Below are 21,325 nucleotides of genomic sequence, written 5' to 3'. Positions count from 1 at the left end.
TCCTAATTTTGAAATTACGAAGGTAAGAATTCTACAAAAGGGAAGCACTTTTGGCTTTGAGATTTAAAATCAATTGTAAAAAAAAAGCCCTCTTCAAATTAATGAGGAGAGCTGTAACTAAAAGATTAGTGAATCTCTAAATTATTTTAATTTACCAAGTCTAGCTGTAGTTTTAACAGTTGTTACTTTCGTTAAAAATCCAAGACCGAGAATAGGCTTTTTCACAGTTGTTTCATATTGAGGATAGAAAACCACATCGTAGTTTGGATTTTTCTCCATCAAATTATATAGTGCATAGTTTGCTGTTTTATCAGTTAAAACATTTCCAATTACTGGAATATTAGCAACACTAATTAATTCAATTGTTCCTCCTTCTACCGTACCGGTTTCACTTTTAAATAAACGTTCCCAATCGATACCAATAATTTTGGTTGAAGTAGCTTCAGCTGAAACTTGAGAAGAAAGTTCGAAATCAGATTTTACAAACTCTACTCTAGCGTTCGGCTCTCTCATGCTGTGATTGGTTGAAGTACAACTTGAAAATACAGCTGCAAAAGCAAATGCAATTAATGCGGTGTGTTTCATTCTTTTCATTTTTATTTAAGTTTAATTAGTTATACATATGGAGTCCATTTCATACATTCAATTGAATAATAAAAGGTGTTTATCAATTCAACCGAACTGTGACTGCGAAAATAGAAGATAATTTGAAAATACAAAACAATAAATAAGGATAATTTAACCAAAACTATCTTATTCTTATATCTATACGAACACAAACATAGAGTAATATTCCTAAAACGCAATGATAAAAAAAGCCTTCTTTATTGATAAAAAGAAGGCTTTAGATTAAAATAGATTTACCTTATTTACTTGCCATTTCAATTAAGTGATCTGCAGTATTTCTCTCAAATACTAAAGTTTCCATGTCGTTATTGTAAACAGTTGCTGTACCATTTTCAACGTGATAAGTCACACTGTTATCCGCATTTAAAGTAGCTATTGGAGTTGATTCTCCGTTCTTTTCAAAACTCCAAGTTCTTGCTTCATCTGCAAAAACAAGATTTCCCACCTCAATGGATTCGGTACCATTTAATTTTTCTACATGAAACTTGTTTTTAGTAGCAGTCATCTTGTAGACTTCTCCTTTGTACGTAACCAATTGCTCTTCTATTTGACCTTCTGTCATAGCAAGTGGGTTGGAACCTGTCCAGAATTCTACCAAATTCAAGATTACTACATCAATAAATGAGGCTATACTATAAACTGGAAGAATTGTAAAGACATAAAAAACTAATGTATTTACAAACTTACTGCTCGTAATGTTGTCATTAAAATCATACACTTTTTTAACTAGTTCAAACGAACCGAAACATCCAGTTTGAGTAATCATAATCATTGCTGCCATAGCAGAAAATACAATCTTTTTCATATTAAATTAATTTTAGTTAGAACACTTTAGTGACCTAAAAATAGTAGAATTATTGAATATATAAAATGAAAACTAGAAATAATTTCAATTTAATTCTTTCGATTTCACTCTGACAATTAACCATATAGGTTTAAACATCTAGACTAAAGTGCGTAAATAATTGTAACAGTATTTGAAGAGATTAGTATCATAGAAGGTAAACTAAAATATTCTTAACGAGATAACCATACAAAAAACTCAAATAGATATTCTATAAAATGAAATACCAGAATATTTTAAATCATTGCAACTTTTACTTCTCTATTTAGATAACTCTACAAACGAAAAAAGCCCTTCATTTCTGAAGAGCTTTTCGCGGTCTGGACGAGACTCGAACTCGCGACCCCCTGCGTGACAGGCAGGTATTCTAACCAACTGAACTACCAGACCGTTTATCTTTGGTATATTTCTTTTGCGTTGGGACGACAAAAGTAGTAATACTTTTCATTTTGAAAACACTTTTTTGAAAAAAAAATAAAATTTATTTCATTTTACTTCTTTTTACCAGATAAGGAAATAGTATCTGATTGAAGCCCTGATTAATATCCGCATCAACATAAGAAATCCCATATTGCGCACATTTTAGTTTAAGTGCCTTTTCTCGTTTTTGAACTTCCAAAATATACTTTTCTTTCACTTCCGTGGAATTAAGCTTTACTTCTTCCCCACTTTCTAAATCAACAAAACGATAAGGACGGTTATCAAAATCGAATTCAAGTTCTTTATTGCGATCCACTACATGAAATAATATGACTTCATGTTTATTGTGTTTTAAATGCTGTAAAGAGTTAAACAATTGCTCCTCTTGATCTGTATCATCTATCATGTCACTAAAAATAATGATTAGTGAACGTTTATGAACCATCTCAGCAATTTGGTGTAAAGCATTTACAGTAGCTGTTTTTACATTTTTAGTAGGCTCATTTAATAGTCTTTGCAATTCTGAAATAATCAATCGCTGGTGTCGAATATTGGATCTATTTGCTGTGTGAAAATCTAATTCTTCGTTGAATGTACTAAGACCAAATGCATCTCGTTGTTTTTTTAACAACTCCATGAGCGCTGCCGCTGCATAGATTGAAAACTTGATTTTATTAAATGAATTCTCGTCAACTTTTTCTGGGAAGTACATAGATGAACTCGTATCAATCACCATTTGACAGCGTAGATTAGTCTCCTCCTCATATCGCTTCACAAACAATTTATCTGTTTTTCCAAAAAGTTTCCAATCTATATGCTTGGTAGATTCTCCACTATTATAGAGCCGATGTTCGGCAAATTCTACTGAAAAACCATGAAATGGACTCTTATGCAAACCAGTTATAAAGCCTTCTACTACTTGCTTTGCTAAAAGTTCTAAGTGAGTATATTGCTGAAGGAGTGCTCGATTTATTGTTTCTAAGGCCATCTTGATATTTTGAAATTAAAAGTAAGTAATTTTTTAGGGGTATTCTTTTATTATACTACCCATATTATTTCCTTTTAATAAGATTGCTTAAACAAAAAAAGCCTTATTCTCTTTCAAGAATAAGGCTTCACTATTTTCTTTACTGGTATTAAACCAATGCATTTAATTTATCAGCATAAGCAGATTTTGCGGCTGCTCCCACCTGCTTATCAACTACTTCACCGTTCTTAAAAAACAATACGGTTGGAATATTTCTAATTCCAAACTTCGCTGAAATTGCAGGGTTATCGTCTACGTTTACTTTACCCACAATTGCTTTGCCATCGTATTCAGTATGTAATTCATCAACTACAGGTCCAACCATTCTACATGGTCCACACCATTCAGCCCAAAAGTCTACCAATACTGGCTTATCTGATTTCTCTACTAATTCTTCGAAATTTGCGTCTGTTAATTCTACTGCCATCTCTTTTTGTTTATTTTAATGTATAATTTATTTTCTTTCAAATGTAAGTTTACAAAGTCCTAACCAAAATCATATTCCCGACAAATTGGCATATTTAGCCAACCGAATACTCCACTCCTTGCATTTTGTCAAAAGTATTCAATACTTCATCTGTCAATGCTATTTTTTTACTTCTTGAAGTCAAAACTACTGCATTCTTCTCTTTTCGGTCGATTAAATTAAGAGAAAATTTACAGTTCCCATTACTCGAATTGACAATTGACTCTATTTGATTAATGAAATCATCGCTGACCTCATCAATATTGACATCCAAAGTAATCGATTTGGTCATTTTATCTTTGATCTCTGCCAATAATTCCACTCGTGTAAACTTAAATTCTAATTTAGTTTTATCCCATTTCCCCGGTTCAATACTTCCGACTAGATATAAGAACCAGCCCATATTTAAATAACCTTTAAACTTAACATACTCATCACCAAACATAAAAAATTTAAAAGCATCCTGGTAGTCTTCTATTGTAAGTATACCAAAGGGTTTTCCTGTTTTTGTCATCCGATGTGCAACTTCTGTAACGATTCCCGCTATCTTTATTTCTTTGCGCCCTTTTAATGCTTCAAAGTTGTGCAACTCTTTAACGGTAGCATTACAAAATTGAGAAATCTCAAATTTAAAATCGTCCAATGGGTGTCCAGACAAATATATCCCGACAACATCCTTTTCTTTTGAAAGCTTTTCCATCGTTCCCCATTCGGTTGCTTTCGGAATCTCGGGTTCCGGCATGTCAACTTCAGAAGCCTCACCAAATAAAGAAACCTGAGAGGAATTCATACCCTCCTGATGACTTGCTCCAAATTTCAATGCCTTTTCCAAAAACGTCATACCATCACCAGTATCGGAAAAATAAACGGCACGATGTATTCCTTCAAATGAATCGAAGGCACCCGCAAGAGCCATATTTTCAAATGTTCGTTTATTTGCCGCTCTTAAGTCCACACGTTTCGTCACATCAAAAATGGATGTAAATGGGCCATTTTCCTTTCTTTCATTTACAATCGCTTCAACAGCTCCCTCTCCTACTCCCTTTACTGCACCTAATCCAAAGCGGATTTCATGGTTCTTATTAACAGTGAATTTAAAAGTACTTTCATTCACATCGGGACCTAAAACAGGAGTGCCCATGCGTCTGCATTCTTCCATAAAGAAGGTAATCTTCTTTATATCATTCATATTGTTGGTCATCACCGCTGCCATATATTCAGCAGGATAATTGGCCTTAAGGTAACCGGTTTGAAAAGCTACAACGGAATATGCTGCAGAGTGTGATCGATTAAAACCATATTCGGCAAACTTCATCATGATGTCAAAAACATCCGATGATTTTTTCTTATCTACTTGATGGATTCTATATGCTCCTTCAACAAATTTCTCTTTTTGTTGCTGCATGACATCCATCTTCTTCTTACCCATTGCTCTACGTAGCAAATCTGCTTCTCCAAGTGAATAGCCTGCCATAATCTGTGCAGCTTGCATAATTTGTTCTTGGTACACCATGATTCCATTGGTGTCCTTCAAAATGTCTGTCAATAACTCATGCGGATATTCTACCTCTACATCGCCACGCTTTCGCTGAATAAACAATTCAATAAACTGCATTGGACCAGGACGATACAATGCGTTCATAGCAATTAAATCCTCTATATTAGTAGGCTTCAAGTCTTTTAGGTGCTTCTGCATTCCTCCTGACTCAAACTGAAAAGTACCATTCGTTTCTCCCCTTTGATACAATTCATAAGTTTTCTCATCATCCAAAGGAATTTCATCAGGATCGATTTCTATCCCATAATTCTCTTTAATTAACGCAATAGCATCACGAATAATGGTCAATGTTTTCAATCCTAAGAAGTCCATCTTTAACAAGCCAGCATCTTCCACTACTTTGTTATCGAACTGTGTCACCAGCAATTCCGCATCTTTAGAAGTACATACAGGAATGTAGTTGGTGATATCATCAGGAGAAATAATAACCCCACAAGCATGAATACCAGTATTTCGAACTGAACCCTCTAGTTTTTTTGCATGCTGAAGGGTTTCTGCAAAAATGTCATTTCCAGCGATGATAGTCCGCATTTGATTCGCTTGCTCTTGCTGTTCGGCATTGAGCATCTTTTTTAGCATCGCTTCATCTGAATTAAACACTTTTGCCAAAGAAATATCGGGAACCATTTTAGTCAGTTTCTCCACATCTGGCAGCGGAATATCAAGCACTCTACCCACATCCTTTATGGAAGATTTGGCTGCCATTGAACCATAAGTAATAATCTGAGCGACTTGGTTTCGCCCATACTTTTTCACAACATAGTCGATAATCTTTGATCGACCATCATCATCAAAGTCAATATCGATATCGGGCATCGACACCCTTTCAGGATTCAAGAATCGCTCAAAAAGTAATTTGTACTTAATCGGGTCAATGTTTGTAATACCCACACAATATGCAACTGCAGAACCTGCCGCAGAGCCTCGACCAGGGCCAACTGAAACTCCAAGGTCTCGAGCAATAGTGGTAAAATCTTGAACAATTAGGAAATAACCTGGGAAGCCCATTTCCTTAATAATCTTCAACTCAAAGTCTAATCGTTCTTGAACTTCTGCAGAAATCGTCCCATATCGTTTCTTAGCTCCGATATAGGTCAGGTGTTTTAAATAATCGTCTTGAGTTAAGAAACCTTCAGGAAGGGTATAGTTAGGTAATAAAATATCCCTTTTTAACTCAGGAGGAGTGATGGAGTCTACAATTCGGTTAGTGTTATCAATGGCCTCGGGAATGTCTTTAAACAATTCCTTCATTTCGGCAGTTGTCTTGAAATAGAATTCGTGATTGGGGAAACCGAAACGAAACCCTTTTCCATAACCTCTAGGAGTACTAATCTTATCACCAGTATTCACACACAATAAAATATCGTGCGCTAACCAATCTTCTTCTTCTATGTAGTGAGAGTCGTTGGTTGCAATTAACGGAACTCCATACTTTTTAGACCATTTGATTAATATTTGATTGACATCTTCCTGCGTCATTCCTGTGTTGTCAATTTCACCTAAGTCATGCCGCTGAATTTCTATGTAATAATCCTCTCCAAAAATCTCAAACCATTCTTTAAAAACTTCCTCTCCTCTCTCTTCTCCTTCATTTAAAATAGTTTGCTGAACTTCAGATGCAATACAACAAGTAGTTGCGATTAACCCTTCTTTATATTGGCTCAAAAGTTTTTTATCGATACGTGGGTATTTACCATATAGACCTTCAAGAAAACCCAAAGAACAGAGTTTTGATAAGTTTTGATATCCTGCCTGATCTTTAGCTAATAGTAATTGGTGATAACGCTTATCCTTATCTCCTTTGGTAAACTCTCGTTTAAATCGATCATCTACTAAATAAAATTCGCACCCAACTATTGGTTTAATACCAACTTTAGCTGCTTCTGCTACAAACTGAAAGGCGCCAAACATATTTCCATGATCAGTTAGCGCAATTCCTGGCATTCCATCCGCCTTCGCTTTTGCCATCATTCCGGGAATGGAGGCAGCTCCATCAAGCAATGAAAATTGAGAATGGCAATGAAGGTGAGAGAATTGACACATAATTGAGTTGGATTTTGAGGTATTACTATTATCTCAAAATTACACCTCCTTATCCAGAAAAGGTAGTGATGTTAATAATTATGGAAAACTAAATGCCCTATTATTGAATCAAATGTTTTCGCGAATAGATGGTCTACTGTATCCTATTTTTAATGAAACTGTAGTTATATATGTCCTTAGAAAATTTATCTCTAGTAGCTTTTAAAATTTTAATACCTAAAGTACCTACAATTCGGCCACTCGCCAATTCAATTAGAATGACACAGAAGCCTTCTAAAAAGGCAAAGGAAAGAATAGAGGATTTTTTAAGCATAGCGATTATTTCTATGCTACTGACGAAATTTTAAGACTTTCTGTTGCATTTAAAATACTGTCTTTTATCTTTTTATCTAAAAATCAACTATTTTGAATAGAAATTAAAAGTAAAATTCAAATTAAAGAAACATTAGATTTATTTGACCATTACTTTTTTAGCCATTATAACTTCTTTAGTTTCTTCATCAATAATTCTTATTAAATAAATACCAGACATCAAATCACCTCTTTCTAATTGAGTTTGGTTATGAATATTTTTTTTCTGAGAAAACACCTCTCTTCCACTAATATCAAAAAGGGAGACTATTACATTTTTATCAATAGGATCTTTAAAAGTTACAAACAACTCTTCAGAAAATGGAACAGGGAAAAGACTCGTTTCATATGCGTAATTAACGTTTGAAACACCTACTAAGGTTGGTGCCTCACTGATATCCATACCACTGATAACAAAGGTTGTTGTATCAATTATAGTCTGGATATTATTACCTGTCAAGTCTGACATTGAGACTTGGCTTCTATTAGTTCCATTTGTAACCCAAAACAGCTGATTTGATTGAGCGCTAACCTTTACTGTACCTAATCTTGCACCTGCAGAAATGATAGTTTGTAAGTTACCTCCTGTAGTGTCTATTGATTGAATTAAATCTCCTGTTCTATTAGTAAAATACAATAACCCATTTAAAGGATTTATATCTAAATCAAAAATTATGTCATTGGAATTAAATATCGTAGTTACATTTGATCCATCTAATCTTGCCTTTTTAATATCTCCATTATTGTATTCTGTCCAATAAATAGCATTACGACTAGCATCCACAGCAATTCCTTGAACATTATTAACAGGACTAATTAATATTTGACTATTTAATCCATTTAATGAACAAACTCTAATACTAGAATTCCCTATAATGGAATAATAAATTTTTCCATTTATTGGATCTACCTTCAGATTATTTATGTCGGAGGCATTTAGCAGAACGTCTTGTTTATTGGCTCCTGAATAGTCTGATCTTACAATCTTGTTTTGACTTCCTGCAGCCCAATAAATTTTTTTATTCAAAGTATCTACACTAAATCTTCTAATGTGAACTACTCCTGAATCAATCGCCTTTATATTATTATTTGAAAGATCTACCTTGTAAATACTTCCAGTTTGTTGTGATCCAAAAAACAGAAACTCTTGTGCATGAGTTGAACTAAAAATTGTAGCAAAAATTAACAGTAGTAATAATCTCATAATAATAATTTTATAACTGTAATAATACATAAAAAATTAAAGCCGATTCAAAAAACCAATCAACTTTTTTACAGCTAATCCTCTATGACTAATTAAGTTCTTTTCAATAATGGACATTTCCGCAAAACTTCTCTCATATCCCTTTGGCTTAAAAATAGGATCATAGCCAAAGCCATCTCTTCCAGTTTTTGTGTGAAGAATTTCACCTTCACAAACTCCTTCAAAAATATATTCTTGATTGTCTATTATCAGTGCAACTACGGTTCTAAAACGGGCTGAACGATTGACCTCTCCTCTAAGGTTTTCCAATACTAGATCCATATTGTCGTTAGCATCACAAGACTCTCCAGCATATCGAGCGGAATAAACTCCTGGTGCACCATCCAGCGCTTCTACTTCAAGTCCTGTATCATCAGCAAAGCAATTCAACCCCGTTTGCTTATGAATTGCACGAACTTTGAGCAATGCATTCCCTTCAAGCGTATTTTCAGTTTCAGGAATATCTTCTAAAAAGTTGATCTCATTGAGGCTTTTGACATTAAATCCTTCACCCAATTGATTCTTAATTTCTTTAACCTTATTCGCATTATGAGTAGCAAAAATCAACTCCATTTCTAAACCTATTTTTTTATAAAAGGCAATTTATATGTAGCCCCCTTGTATTCGACAATTAGATAGTATATTCCTGCATTTAAGACTGCACTTTGTATTTCAAATCGATAAAACCCTTCTGATCGCTCTTCATCAAATAAACGAAATTGCTCTCTGCCTTTATTGTCATATACCTTTGCAGTAACGGTTCCTTCATTAGGGATTACCATTTCTACTGTCATATTATTCTCTGTGGGGTTTGGATATCCTTTTAAAAATAACCGAGGTCCAGTCCCTTTAACACAAACCTCATCTTTTAAAAGATCTAAGTCGTTCATGTCATTAACAGCTAAGATTTCAACACATGTAAAATCATTTATTCCTGAAGCCCCTAATGAGACTGACGAAGTAAATTCTGTATAAACAAAATCATTGGGGAACAACTGCCCCTTCCAAGTTTCTTCTATTCGATAACTAGAATTTAAATTGGCACTCATTCGAACTGAGTTGATCTCATTGTTGCCTGTATTAATCAATACCACCCCAATCCTCACTAGGTTATTGGTTTGATCTACTACAATAGTATCTAACAACAGATTCAGGTTAGGGATTTTTACGTTCACTGACCTTTTCATTGAATCAATACATCCAAACTCATTCCTTAAAAACAGTTTAATTGAATATATCCCGGTATCTTGGTAGACATAAGTCGGTCGATAAACAAAAGCCGAGTCTCCATTTCCAAATGACCATTCGTAGTTATGAGAAGGTGTAATTGTATCAAACTTTAATTCAAATGGAGCCCCACCTGTATTGGTCTGAAGGTTAAATAATGCCTTAGGATTGTTCCTTACCTGTATTACTTTTGAAGCTGTATCCTTACATCCTTTGAGTGATGTTACCTGTTGAATCAATTCAAATTTATTCAAAGTTGTCAACTTAAAACTAGGGTTTTGGATGAAAGCGGAATCTTTGTAGCCACCCACTTGATTTAAATGGTATTTCCATGAACTCAAAGTGGTTCTTGTTACGGTACTTAAATCATTCACTTGCCCGAAATTTTTCAAACAAAACTCTGATGTATTAAAATTGGCTACAGGCTTATCATTCATTTCGAATTGCCGCTGAATTGTTGCCTTGCATCCTGTGTTGAGCTCAGTCTCAAGTTTCACCAAATAAATCTTAGGTGTGGAATAAAATATAGTTGGATTAATTCTAGTTGAAGTAGAATTATTTCCAAAATTCCAACTGATGGACTTTAAGGTTGTACCTTGAGGATAGGATGAATAGTTCGTAAAAGTAGTAGAATCTCCTAAACAGTTTCCGGTAAAGACATAGTCGGGTCTTGGTAAATCATTTACTTTTAAATTCTGGATTAGCGTATCCTTACAGCCTAAATCTGAGGTGACAATTAGTTGAATTGGAAAATTTTGGGCGTTACTAAAAACTGTTGCAGGATTTTGTAATCTACTAGTATCCGGACTTTGATTCAAATCATTGTACTTCCACCTCCAATACTGAATGCTTCCTGAAGTAATGGAAGATGAATCTGTAAAAAATACAGAATCTCCTTTACAGGCTAAACTATTATAAAAGCCTGCTTTAGGATTTGGGTTAATGGTTACTGTTTTTGAAATAGAATCCGAACACTGAGCGTCTGTTTCTACATACAATGAAACGGTATAGGTTTTTACAGAGTCGTATAACACTGTGGGGTTTTGAAGCTGACTACCTTGTGTATTTCCAAAACTCCATCGCCATTGATTGATAATTCCTAAAGATGGATTAATTGAAACATCTAAGAAATCAATACTATCTCCAAAACAAACATCATTGGCAATAAAATCGGCTGTTGGCGCGTCACCACGAATGGTAATAAAAATACTATCTCTCTTGGTACAACCATTTGCAGTAACTTCCAACCAATATAATCCTGTGGACTGTGGAACTATTCTAGGAATTGTTTGGTTGGTATTCCACAAATAAGAAGTAATACCAACAGGTGGATTCTGCAAGCCGATTTCATACCCTAGACAGATAGCAGTATCAGGTCCTAGTGATGCATTTGCAAGCGTAGAATCATAATTAATTGTAATTGTATCTGAATCGTAATAACAATTGTTTGTATCTGTAATACGAACAAAGTAATCGCCAGGTTGATTAATCAGCAGCACAGAATCTGTAGAAAAGTTACTCCATAAAAAACTGTAGTCCGTCTTGGAAAGCGCTGTATTCCAAATATAAGTTTCACCTAAGCACAAAGTTGCACCATTCTTAGGTTTTACCGGAGTAGTCACATAAATCTCATCGGTATAACTGCAACCAAACTTATTAATGACCGTTAATCGATAAGTATTACCTGGGGTCAATCGGGAAGCACTTGTCGTATCTCCATTGCTCCATCGGTAAGAAATAAAGTTAGTATCTACTTGAACTAATGTATCACAGAAACCATAAGGAACAAAGATATCAGCGCCAAGTGAGAGCGTATTGGAATATTTTTGGCAGAGGTATTTATTCACGATATTTCGAAGGGAATCGTTTAGGGGTGAGGAAAATCCGATAAGTGAAGCTACATCTCCCTTCCAATGAGTAGGAACAGTTCTATTTTTACCTATTTGCAAACTAGGCGCACTAATAGGATTAGATCTGAAACCATGTACTAACTTGTAATTATTCAATGGTAAAAACCCCGGACCTGCTTTCCCATTAATTCTAAAAGTAAAAAAATCTGAAACTAATGCATTCGTTGCACTAGGTCCAGTTCCAATCATGTAACTAGAATAGTTTTGAGCAGTATATAACCCAGCATAACTTTTATTAAAGGTTACAGTATTGTTTCCCCAATTGAAAACTGAATAGATTTCGGTAATAACAAATGAGGAGTCTATAAACAATACATCATTAACACCATCTAACCTAATTACAGGTTTATTATTTAGGGCTGTAATTGAATCTATAAAAAGTGGTGACAATGAAGCGTTTGTTTGATTTGCATGATTAGTAGTATCCACTAAGTTTTTCCATTGAAAAACCTGGTCATTAACATCTACGGATATTCCTGAGTCAGAGATAAAGAATAGATTTAGTCCGGATAATTTATAAATATCACTGTAAGTGAAATTATTTACTATAGAACTATCTATTTTTTGACCTAAACTATAAGTTACAATTTTCCAAAAATACTTCCCTGTATTCAATATGGTAATTGTATCTTTAGTTTTATTGTTAATAGTAGAGGCGTATACTATATTTGAGAATAATGAGTCGCTTGAAATTAAAAGCTGATTAGCATCTCCATAAAAATTATTCCAACTTAAACTTACTTTATCGGAAAAAACAACTGAGCTCTGAGTTGGAGAGATTGAAGTTAATCTATTTTGGGCATGAGATGAAAAGAAAAAGAAAATAATTATAATTAATAAAACCTCATTTAGCTTGACTCTTCTCATATTTGAATGGATATAAATCAAAAATAAGAATATTAAATTTGTGAAAGAAACTTGTTTAAAATGAATTAAAGACGTTTAATAGTCAAAAACTTTAACCGATTTAATAAATTACTAATGACCCTTTCAAAAACGAAATGAGTCCACGACTAAATTTAGAAAAACTAAACTAACTACTAATTATCGAAATAAAATTATGGGATTCTATGAAATTTGTCTTTCCTGACTCAGGAAGTGATGCAACTGTATTAAAATCCATATTCTATTGTATAAATGGTTTTCTCCATTTCTGAATCGCTTAACTAATTCACTTACCTCATTCCATTTCACAATATTTGATTTCACAACTATTTCTTCTTTCAAATAGTTATCAATTAGATAACTTAAATCAGATTTCAACCATTTAGCTAATGGAATAGAAAAGCCCTTTTTAGGTCGATTAAACAATTCTTTTGGTAGATAATCGTACAAGACCTCTTTTAGAATATACTTACTCTCTCCATTTCTATATTTTAAAGACTCGTCAATATTTACGGTATATTCTAACAAGTTATGATCAAGTAATGGCACTCTTACTTCTAAAGAATGATGCATAGATGCCCTATCAACTTTAACCAATAAATCCTCCTTAAGGTAATATTTGAAGTCAAAAAAAGCTTGAGCTTCCATTGGCTTTAGTTTTCTTGCCAATTCCCAATTTTCTTGTAGTTGACTACCTTTATTTGGCACAACAAGCAACTCTTGAATCTCCTTTTGAGAAAATAAGTACTGTTCTTGAGAAAAGATATGACTTCGTTTTGTTTGTTCATTGGGATAATCCATCACCATGCTACCACGTTTCAAACGATCATTACCGAATAATTGAATTGCTGAAATTATCGGCTTTCTTAGCTTCTTAAATATGGGTGAATCCAGTCGTTTTGACCACAAATGCATTCCGTAGCCTAGAAATTGTTCATCTCCACCATCCCCTGATAGCACAACTGTAACTTCCTTCTTTGCAATTTGAGAAACTAATAAAGTAGGAATAGCAGATGAGTCACCAAATGGTTCATCATAAATCGAAAGTAACTTCTCAACTTGATCAATTGCGTCCTTTTCTGACAAAATAAATTCAGTATGATTAGTTCCTAGATATTCTGATATCTGTTTTGCATACTTACTTTCATCAGACGCGGACTCTTTAAAACCAATAGTAAATGTTTTGACTGGCTGGTCTGCAACACTTTGAGCAATTGAAGTTACTAAACTAGAATCAATGCCACCACTCAGAAAGCAACCCAATGGCACATCTGATACCAATTGAGATTTTACTGACTGAATTAAAAGCTCTTTCAACTCCTTCTTAACAATCAATTCATTTAACTTCGTTGAAGGTTCGATAGCATTATTTATATCCCAAAAACTCAACAATTCTATTTTACCACTAAGATCTATATTAAGAACACATCCTGCAGGAACCTTTTTAATTTCATTATATATTGTTGCATTTGAAGGTGTGTAACCGTAGTGCAATACATCGGTTATTGAAGCATAATTGATGGTTAACTCCTCAGAATTCAGTATGGAAAAAATTCCTTTCATTTCTGAGCAAAATGCAAAAACACCATCTTTTATGTAGTAGTATATTGGTTTGATTCCTATACGGTCACGATAAATATTTAATTTTCTGTCGATTGTATCCCAAATCGCAATAGCGAACATCCCATTTAACTTTTCCACAAATTGCGTCCCCCACAAGGTAAAAGCCTCTAGAATAATTTCTGTGTCTGAGTTGGTGGTCGCTTTAAAACCGGCCCCCTCTTCCAATTCTAATTCTAACTCTTTAAAGTTGTAAACTTCTCCGTTATAAACCATTATAAACCGACCACACCTGCTATAGAAAGGTTGATTAGCGCTAGCTGTTACATCAAGGATACTCAAACGCCTGTGAGCTAACCCTATGCCAACTGATTTATCATAATAAATCCCTTCTGCATCAGGCCCTCTATGTGCGATAGCGTTATTCATTCTACGCAATTCCTTCTCGCTCCAACTTTTATTTATGAATCCTGCTATTCCACACATATCAAAAAAGTTTCATAAAGTAACGAGGAGCTAAAGTGAATCCCTTGATCAAATATTGAATAGCCTTCACCTTCATTCCTAGTTTAAAATAGGTTGCACCAATAATGTAATATCCCTTAGATAGAGCCTTCTTCAGTAAAGAATTGGATACTATACTATTCTGCTCCAACTCTTTGTAATATAATTCAGCATCATTTGCTAATCCAATTGATAATTGATGCGACATACTATTGTCCAGAACCCTATACAATAAGCAATTATCGCTGGTATTTATATATTTACTCCTCAATTTACATTTATTCAGTTCCAATAAAAAATAGCGGTCAGCATGACTTGATAAATTGGGATTAAATGAAATAGAGTATTTAGATAAGTCTGACTTCCTTAACATATAATTAGATGGACAAGTGCTTACAGAAGAATCGTAGAACAAAATTTCTTCTTCGAGATTGTTTCCAGCACCTCGAACCTGACTGAGTTTATCATTACGATTGAATCCTTTAAATGAAATTACATCAGAGTATACGAAGCTTACTTCATTATTTTTTTGAAGTACCTCTACTCTATCGCTCAGGAATTTTGGGGTCATTAAATCATCTGCGTCAAAAAATACTATGTAATTAGCGCTTGACTGTTCTAGTCCATTATTTCTTGCAATAGAAACACCTGAATTAGATTGATTAATTAATTTTATTCTATCATCCTTTATCTCTTCAATTATCGAAACAGTATTATCAGAAGAACCATCGTTAATCACTATTATCTCAAAGTCTTGTTCTGTCTGGATTAAAATCGACTCAAGTGTCTCTTTTATATACAACTCAGCATTAAAACAAGGTATAATTATACTAATCAGCGGTTTATTCATACTTCCACTATTAGAAAAAAGGTTTTGCATTCACTAATTTCATTTGAATTGCTCACCATTTCATAATCCAACTCTGTTGGATACATAGAGGGCTGTCCAAAAACATTCATGATTTTGTCCTGAATCTTAATAGGAATTTTTCTCACCCCGCGTTTGTATAAGATATTCTCAACCTTTTGAGCAATACCTCCATTCTTATACCTCACATATTTTTGACCATACAGCTGATAGTTATCAAAGTGATGTTGAATTAATTCTTTGAATTCATCATAATACCACTCTTGAGTATGAAATGGGTTGGTAACTATACCTGTTGGACTATTTATTAATTTGTTGGGTGTAGAAATATAGATTTTACCTCCTTTCTTTGTTACGCGCTTAAACTCAGAAATCATTTCATTAAAAGCTGTTGTATGTTCGATTGTTTCGAAAGACACCACTACATCAAAAGTATTGTCTTCAAACTTCAATTGAGTTCCATCCATTTCTTGGAATGACAGATTCTTTGCGTTCCAAGAATTCTGGCAGAGTTCAATGGTTTCTGATGACAAGTCTCCTCCTATTACACTTCCTTTAACTTTAGATGCTAACAAATTAGAGCCAAATCCAGTACCACAAGCAATATCCAAAATTTTTTCATTTCCATTCAATTGATTGATCACTTCGTTGTACCTGTGTATATGTTCGCCCCACCACGGACTTATCACATTTAATTCTTGACGTTCTGATGACATAGTTCTTGATATAGTTTTATATGATTCTGAACATATTTTTCTGCGGAAAAGTCCTGAACTGTTTTTAATCCATTTACTATTAAATTATCCCTTTTATCTTTATCCTCGGACAATTCAATTAATGCCTCAAAAATAGCATTTGAAGAACAAAAAGAAACTACAATTGAATTATAATTGTCCGTTATAATTTGATTAGCTATTCCAGATAAAGTAAAAATGGAAGGTATACCAGCTGCCAAGGCTTCAATATATGTTTGCCCAAAAGCTTCTACATTTTCATCTACAGGTACATGTATAAAAATATCAAATAATTGGTAGAAAGCATACAAATCACTCTCAAAGACTACCTCTGTATAATCACCTATTTTTAATTGAGTTCTCAACAAATACCTAACTTCATCACTATAATCTCCAATAGCATTTGCTAGAACTAGATGCGCATCTGGGTAAATAGCCTTATATTTCTTAAATGCAGGAATTATATATTGAATTCCTTTCAATTCAATATACCTAGAAATTACACCTATAAAAGGACCTTTATGGGTTTTCAAATGGTACTTTTCTTGAAGTAGGTCAATTCTTTTTTGAGGAACATTTTTAAACCGTTCCAAATGTATTCCATGTGGTATGACAGTTATTTTCTTCTCATTTACCTTTTCTTTTTCTACTAGTACATTGGTAACTACATCAGAAATTGAAATTATGTGTGTCGAGAGTAGGTTTATCAATTTATCATACTTCACCCCACTTGGATAATAGTTAAAGTTTAAGGTTGAGTGGTGTCTAGTATGTAGTCGAATAGGAATGCGTGTTAATTTTGCAGCTAAGAGTCCTAATATACTTGCTGTTCGTAGGTGTGTATGTACTATTTTTGGTTTATTCTTACTTAAAACTTTCACTATTTTAATAAATGTTTTAAGTATACCCGCTTTATTCTTAAGCCCAATTATTGTATACTCAACTCCAATACTTGATAAATACCTTGAAAATTCAGAATCCTTTTCTTGTATAAGGATGTAGTGGCATTTAATATGATTACGCTTAAATCCGTCGGCAATAATTTCAAAAGCTAGTGACTTATTAGTGTCGGAGATAATTTGCAATACCATCATCTAGTAATTTAAATTACTTCACTTGATTTCAAGAAATAACGCATTACTCCATGCCTAAACTCTTTTCTTAAAATCACCAAGTACAGTTCTTCAAAAATTTGCTCTATTTCTTCTCTATCGAATTCCGAAATATGATCATTATCTGTAAATTGAAGTACGGCTCCTACATCTTTTCTAAAAACATTATGATAGGACTTCTCATAGTCAGGGACTTCTATATATATATATTTAGAATACGGGATATAAGCTCTTAAAAATGAGATAGGGTTGTCAATATGTTCTAGAATATGGGAAAGAATAATAAGATCATATTTTTCTGAAACATTCTTAACATGCTCTAATGCGTCCCCATTAATGAATTGAATATTTGTATTACCATAATTTAACTTTGCACTCTTTATAGCATTTGTATCGTGGTCTACTCCAGTTATTCTGTATACATGTTCAGCGATCAAATTAGTTAAGTCCCCTCTATTACACCCTATATCTAAAACCTTATAATCTGGTTTTAGCTCAGAACTTAAAAAGTTTAGAGTATTTATCCTTACGGGATTCTTCGAGATTTCATAAAATGCCATAGCCTCCGAATGGGCAAATCGATCAAAAATCCACGTCAGCTCCAAGTATAATTTCAATCTCCTCTTTTGAGAAAGTGGGTTTAATTTTGCTAATCGATAGAGCAATGAAAGTAAGAAAAAATGCTCCTTTTTTCTTGTAAACTTTAATCCCATTGTTTTACAAATTTATTGCTTCTTTAATTTTAATCGCCATTTTATTTGCGATTGTGCTTCTAGAATATTCTTTAATTTTTTCTGAATTGCCATGATAGGCTACACTTCCATTACTTTTCCATTCGGAATATAGTGTTAGTAAATAGCGACTAACTTCTTCTGCTGTATTGGCAATTTCACCAGATTTAGTATCTAATATCAATCTCTCAATTACATCATTATCAGAAGGCGCTATTAAAATTGGCCTCTTTAATGCAAGATAGTCAAAGATTTTTCCTGAATACATCCCCTTGTAATTTTTCCAGCCAGGATAGAATAATAGAGTTGAGTTCTTACCAATCTCTAAAGCTTTCTTACGGTCAATTCGTTCAGTTAAATGCAAAAGTGTTGATGGAATTCGATTCTCCCATTTTTCCGCCATTTCGGGAATATTTTTCCCTCCAATAAAATTAATTTGAACATTAGCTGAATCACATTTCGTAATAAACTTATTGAATCCATCTAAAAAAATATTCACTTCTTGATTATTAAGAATAGAACCGATTATAGAAATGGTAAATTTATCAGATTGTTCATATTGAATCGAATTGAATAAATCTGGCTCAAAACCATTGGTAAATTCCAAGGCTTTTGTTGTTATTCCGTTTTTAGAAAAGTAAGTTGCGAACTCTTTGGATGCAACAGAAACTAGACTGGCCGATTTTAACCATTTCTTTAAATACCACTTTTTTATATGGAGGTTAATTCTGTCAGGAATTGATAATTTGGGTTGTTGATTTAAGACAAAATGATTCTCATAATCTCTAAAATCTACTATATATTTCAAATCAAACTCTTTAGCAATTCTATACCCTAGCTTGACCAGGCCCAAAGGTGGAGACGTAACCACAATTAAATCAGGAGTTTCCACCTTAATTTCATCTCTAATTCCTTTATAAAATTCCTTTAATTCAATTTCATAATTAAAATCTCCATTTAATAATTTTAGCACTGAGTTTATCTTCCGTAAGAGTTTGCTTTTAAGATAACTATATGACTCATATGGTAAACTCAACACTTTAAATCCGTTATCTAATGAAACCTTTATTATTTTTTCTTTAGAAGATGCAATAAATCGGGGCCATTTATTGTCAGTCTCTTCCCAATTCCGCGTAACCACAGTGACTTCATGCCCCATACTAGTCCATTCTTTCGCCCATGAAACAGGCCTTAAGCTTGCAATACTATTACAAGGTGGATAGTAATATGAAATGATAAGTATTTTCAATTAGCTATTTTAAAGTTTTTATGACTTTGGCAGGAACCCCTCCAATCACAACATTATCTGGATATTCCTTATTCACAACACTACCTGCTGCAACTGTTACATTATTTCCCAATACAGTACCTCCTAAAATAACACTATTTGCTCCTATCCAACAATTAGAACCTATAATAATATTCTTAACATGATGTTTATCTCTGTTTTCAAGATCGTGATTGGCATTATTTATTACAACGTTAGGAGCAATAATTGTACGCTCATTGATTTTTATAACTCCTCCATCAAAAGCAACTACGTATAGGCCACCAGAATTTGTAAAACTTGCAAAAACATCTTTACTAATTTGCATATTCTTATACCCTTTTATTCTGCTTGTAAAATTCACTAGGAATGGCACTTCAGAATTAATTAGAAGAATGCGTTGAAAAAACCAGTTTGCGACTAAAAGCCCGAATGGCAAGTCTTTATAGTATGGTTGTCCAAACCATTTGAAAAAAAATATTTTTAATCCCATTATCCTTTTTTCCTGAACAAAAACTTCGGAATTAACTGTTTAATAATATCCATTGAAAAAAAGTCAAATCTAAGCAAGATTAAATAGATAATTGGAAAATAAATCCCACCGAAAAATAAAAATGTATACTTACCACTACTGCTAAAAATCCACTTTAAAACTAATGCTAGTACAACACATAAAGATATCATTAATAAAAGCATCTTAAAATCGAATAAATCAGTAAGCCGCTTCTTAATTAATTGCAGTGAAATTACTAGTTGTAAAGCAGCTAAAACAAACAAACTTATCACTGTACTGATGGCCGCTCCAACAATTCCAAAAGAAACAATTAAAAGGTAATTGAGCATAATATTAATACAAAAGGTCAGAAGGTATATTTTCAAAATGACCTTTGATTTATTAGCAGAAATTAAAATATCTGAATAATTAGTTATCCTTATTAGAAGAGTTAAATTAAATACCGCAAATACAATTGCACTCTCTTTATACATTTCTCCTAAATAGGTAACAATAATATTATGTGAATTGAATAATAAAAAAATCAGTACCGGATAGGTCAACATCATTGAATTCATGACTACCTTTTTCTTTAAATCAAGAATCCTATCAAAATTGGCTTCTTGAAATAATTTAGCAACTTCAGGTAAAACTATTGCTGATATAGATGCATATAATGTTGATATAAATGGCACTTCAATCGCTCCATTTCTATATATTGCATAAGGCTTAATTCCTTCAATGCTGCTTATCATTGCACTATCCACGTATAAAATCCCTGCTCCTAACACACCTGTAAGGCCAAGTGGAAATCCTTTCTTTAATAGTTCTTTAATTAAAATAAAATCAAATTTAAATTTGATGCTTTTTCGAGAAATGATTACCCCTATTGTGAGTTGAATTATTTCACTTAATAGCACACCAAAAATTGCAATATAGACTGAATGGAAAACATGAATAGCAGTTATGACAAATCCTACTTTTAAGATATTAGTGACTACTGCAATTATCGCACTAATCTTAACTTTATTCAAAAAAATAAAATAAGAGTTAATACAATTAAAAGGAAGAATAAATAAAAGGGATAATGAATACAACTGCAATAAAATAGTTAACCCTTCATTATTAAACCATAAAGAAAAAAGAGAACTACATGAGATAAGTAAAATACCTCCAACAAGACCAATTAAAGCCGAACCATACAAGCAAGAATTAAAGACAGATATGCGTTTAGAGTCATCAGCATTAGCTAAATAAACATAGATAATTTGAGGCAATCCGAATGATAATAATGCAGCTATAAAAGAGACAATAAGCAAAACCTGACCGTAAGTTCCATACTCTTGATAATCTAGTACCCTAGCCATGTATGGTAAGAAAAGTAAGTTAACAATTATGTTAAGCCCTTGTCCGAAAGCTAAGGTGAATACTTTAGTAAGTTTTTGCATTTTCTTT

At 33.2% G+C, this 21,325-nt stretch carries 17 protein-coding genes and 1 tRNA gene; all 18 read right to left on the bottom strand.

What is annotated here, in order from left to right; translation table 11 throughout:
* Positions 1-141 precede the first annotated feature (141 nt).
* Positions 142-594 carry a hypothetical protein gene (locus GQN54_RS04650; RefSeq protein ID WP_160632352.1) on the bottom strand — a complete coding sequence of 151 codons (453 nt, stop codon included), beginning with the start codon at positions 592-594 and terminating at the stop codon, positions 142-144.
* A 271-nt stretch (positions 595-865) separates the two neighbouring features.
* Positions 866-1,432 (bottom strand): DUF3332 domain-containing protein, encoded by a 567-nt coding sequence (locus GQN54_RS04645; RefSeq protein WP_160632351.1) that lies wholly within the window; start codon positions 1,430-1,432, stop codon positions 866-868.
* A 355-nt stretch (positions 1,433-1,787) separates the two neighbouring features.
* Positions 1,788-1,861, bottom strand: a tRNA-Asp gene (locus tag GQN54_RS04640).
* A gap of 91 nt (positions 1,862-1,952) precedes the next feature.
* A complete protein-coding gene (locus tag GQN54_RS04635) occupies positions 1,953-2,879 on the bottom strand; it encodes a DUF58 domain-containing protein (protein WP_160632350.1) in 927 nt (308 codons plus the stop codon).
* 148 nt (positions 2,880-3,027) lie between these two features.
* Positions 3,028-3,345, bottom strand: coding sequence for a thioredoxin (gene trxA, locus GQN54_RS04630; protein WP_160632349.1), 318 nt, complete (start codon positions 3,343-3,345; stop codon positions 3,028-3,030).
* 94 nt (positions 3,346-3,439) lie between these two features.
* Entirely contained in the window at positions 3,440-6,985 is a 3,546-nt protein-coding gene (dnaE, locus tag GQN54_RS04625; RefSeq protein WP_160632348.1) for a DNA polymerase III subunit alpha, read from the bottom strand.
* 133 nt (positions 6,986-7,118) lie between these two features.
* Positions 7,119-7,298 (bottom strand): hypothetical protein, encoded by a 180-nt coding sequence (locus tag GQN54_RS04620; protein ID WP_160632347.1) that lies wholly within the window; start codon positions 7,296-7,298, stop codon positions 7,119-7,121.
* Between the two features lie 138 nt (positions 7,299-7,436).
* Positions 7,437-8,540 carry a YncE family protein gene (locus GQN54_RS04615; RefSeq protein WP_160632346.1) on the bottom strand — a complete coding sequence of 368 codons (1,104 nt, stop codon included), beginning with the start codon at positions 8,538-8,540 and terminating at the stop codon, positions 7,437-7,439.
* Positions 8,541-8,576: 36 nt separating this feature from the next.
* Positions 8,577-9,152, bottom strand: coding sequence for a non-canonical purine NTP diphosphatase (locus GQN54_RS04610; RefSeq protein ID WP_160632345.1), 576 nt, complete (start codon positions 9,150-9,152; stop codon positions 8,577-8,579).
* 8 nt (positions 9,153-9,160) lie between these two features.
* The gene (locus tag GQN54_RS04605) at positions 9,161-12,583 is read right to left on the bottom strand and encodes a PKD domain-containing protein (protein ID WP_160632344.1); all 3,423 of its coding nucleotides are present in this window, start codon (positions 12,581-12,583) and stop codon (positions 9,161-9,163) included.
* Between the two features lie 201 nt (positions 12,584-12,784).
* Positions 12,785-14,647 (bottom strand): asparagine synthase (glutamine-hydrolyzing), encoded by a 1,863-nt coding sequence (gene asnB / locus GQN54_RS04600; protein WP_160632343.1) that lies wholly within the window; start codon positions 14,645-14,647, stop codon positions 12,785-12,787.
* 1 nt (position 14,648) lies between these two features.
* Positions 14,649-15,515 (bottom strand): glycosyltransferase family 2 protein, encoded by an 867-nt coding sequence (locus GQN54_RS04595; RefSeq protein WP_160632342.1) that lies wholly within the window; start codon positions 15,513-15,515, stop codon positions 14,649-14,651.
* Complete coding sequence (locus tag GQN54_RS04590; RefSeq protein WP_160632341.1) at positions 15,512-16,249, bottom strand: class I SAM-dependent methyltransferase; 738 nt, start codon at positions 16,247-16,249, stop codon at positions 15,512-15,514. Before GQN54_RS04590 ends, GQN54_RS04595 begins: the two co-directional genes overlap by 4 nt.
* Positions 16,225-17,361 carry a glycosyltransferase family 4 protein gene (locus tag GQN54_RS04585; RefSeq protein WP_160632340.1) on the bottom strand — a complete coding sequence of 379 codons (1,137 nt, stop codon included), beginning with the start codon at positions 17,359-17,361 and terminating at the stop codon, positions 16,225-16,227. The genes GQN54_RS04590 and GQN54_RS04585 overlap by 25 nt, the downstream gene beginning before the upstream one ends.
* A gap of 8 nt (positions 17,362-17,369) precedes the next feature.
* Positions 17,370-18,092: a class I SAM-dependent methyltransferase gene (locus GQN54_RS04580; RefSeq protein WP_160632339.1), complete on the bottom strand. Its 723-nt coding sequence runs from the start codon at positions 18,090-18,092 to the stop codon at positions 17,370-17,372.
* Positions 18,093-18,096: 4 nt separating this feature from the next.
* The gene (locus GQN54_RS04575; RefSeq protein WP_160632338.1) at positions 18,097-19,359 is read right to left on the bottom strand and encodes a glycosyltransferase family protein; all 1,263 of its coding nucleotides are present in this window, start codon (positions 19,357-19,359) and stop codon (positions 18,097-18,099) included.
* A gap of 4 nt (positions 19,360-19,363) precedes the next feature.
* Complete coding sequence (locus GQN54_RS04570; RefSeq protein WP_160632337.1) at positions 19,364-19,870, bottom strand: acyltransferase; 507 nt, start codon at positions 19,868-19,870, stop codon at positions 19,364-19,366.
* Positions 19,870-21,318, bottom strand: coding sequence for an oligosaccharide flippase family protein (locus tag GQN54_RS04565; RefSeq protein WP_160632336.1), 1,449 nt, complete (start codon positions 21,316-21,318; stop codon positions 19,870-19,872). Before GQN54_RS04565 ends, GQN54_RS04570 begins: the two co-directional genes overlap by 1 nt.
* Positions 21,319-21,325 lie beyond the last annotated feature (7 nt).

This window comes from Acidiluteibacter ferrifornacis, assembly GCF_009909615.1.
GTDB classification, from domain to species: Bacteria; Bacteroidota; Bacteroidia; order Flavobacteriales_E; family Vicingaceae; genus Acidiluteibacter; species Acidiluteibacter ferrifornacis.
Note: the sequence above shows the minus strand (reverse complement) of the source record. Positions and strands in the feature narration are given on the sequence as shown.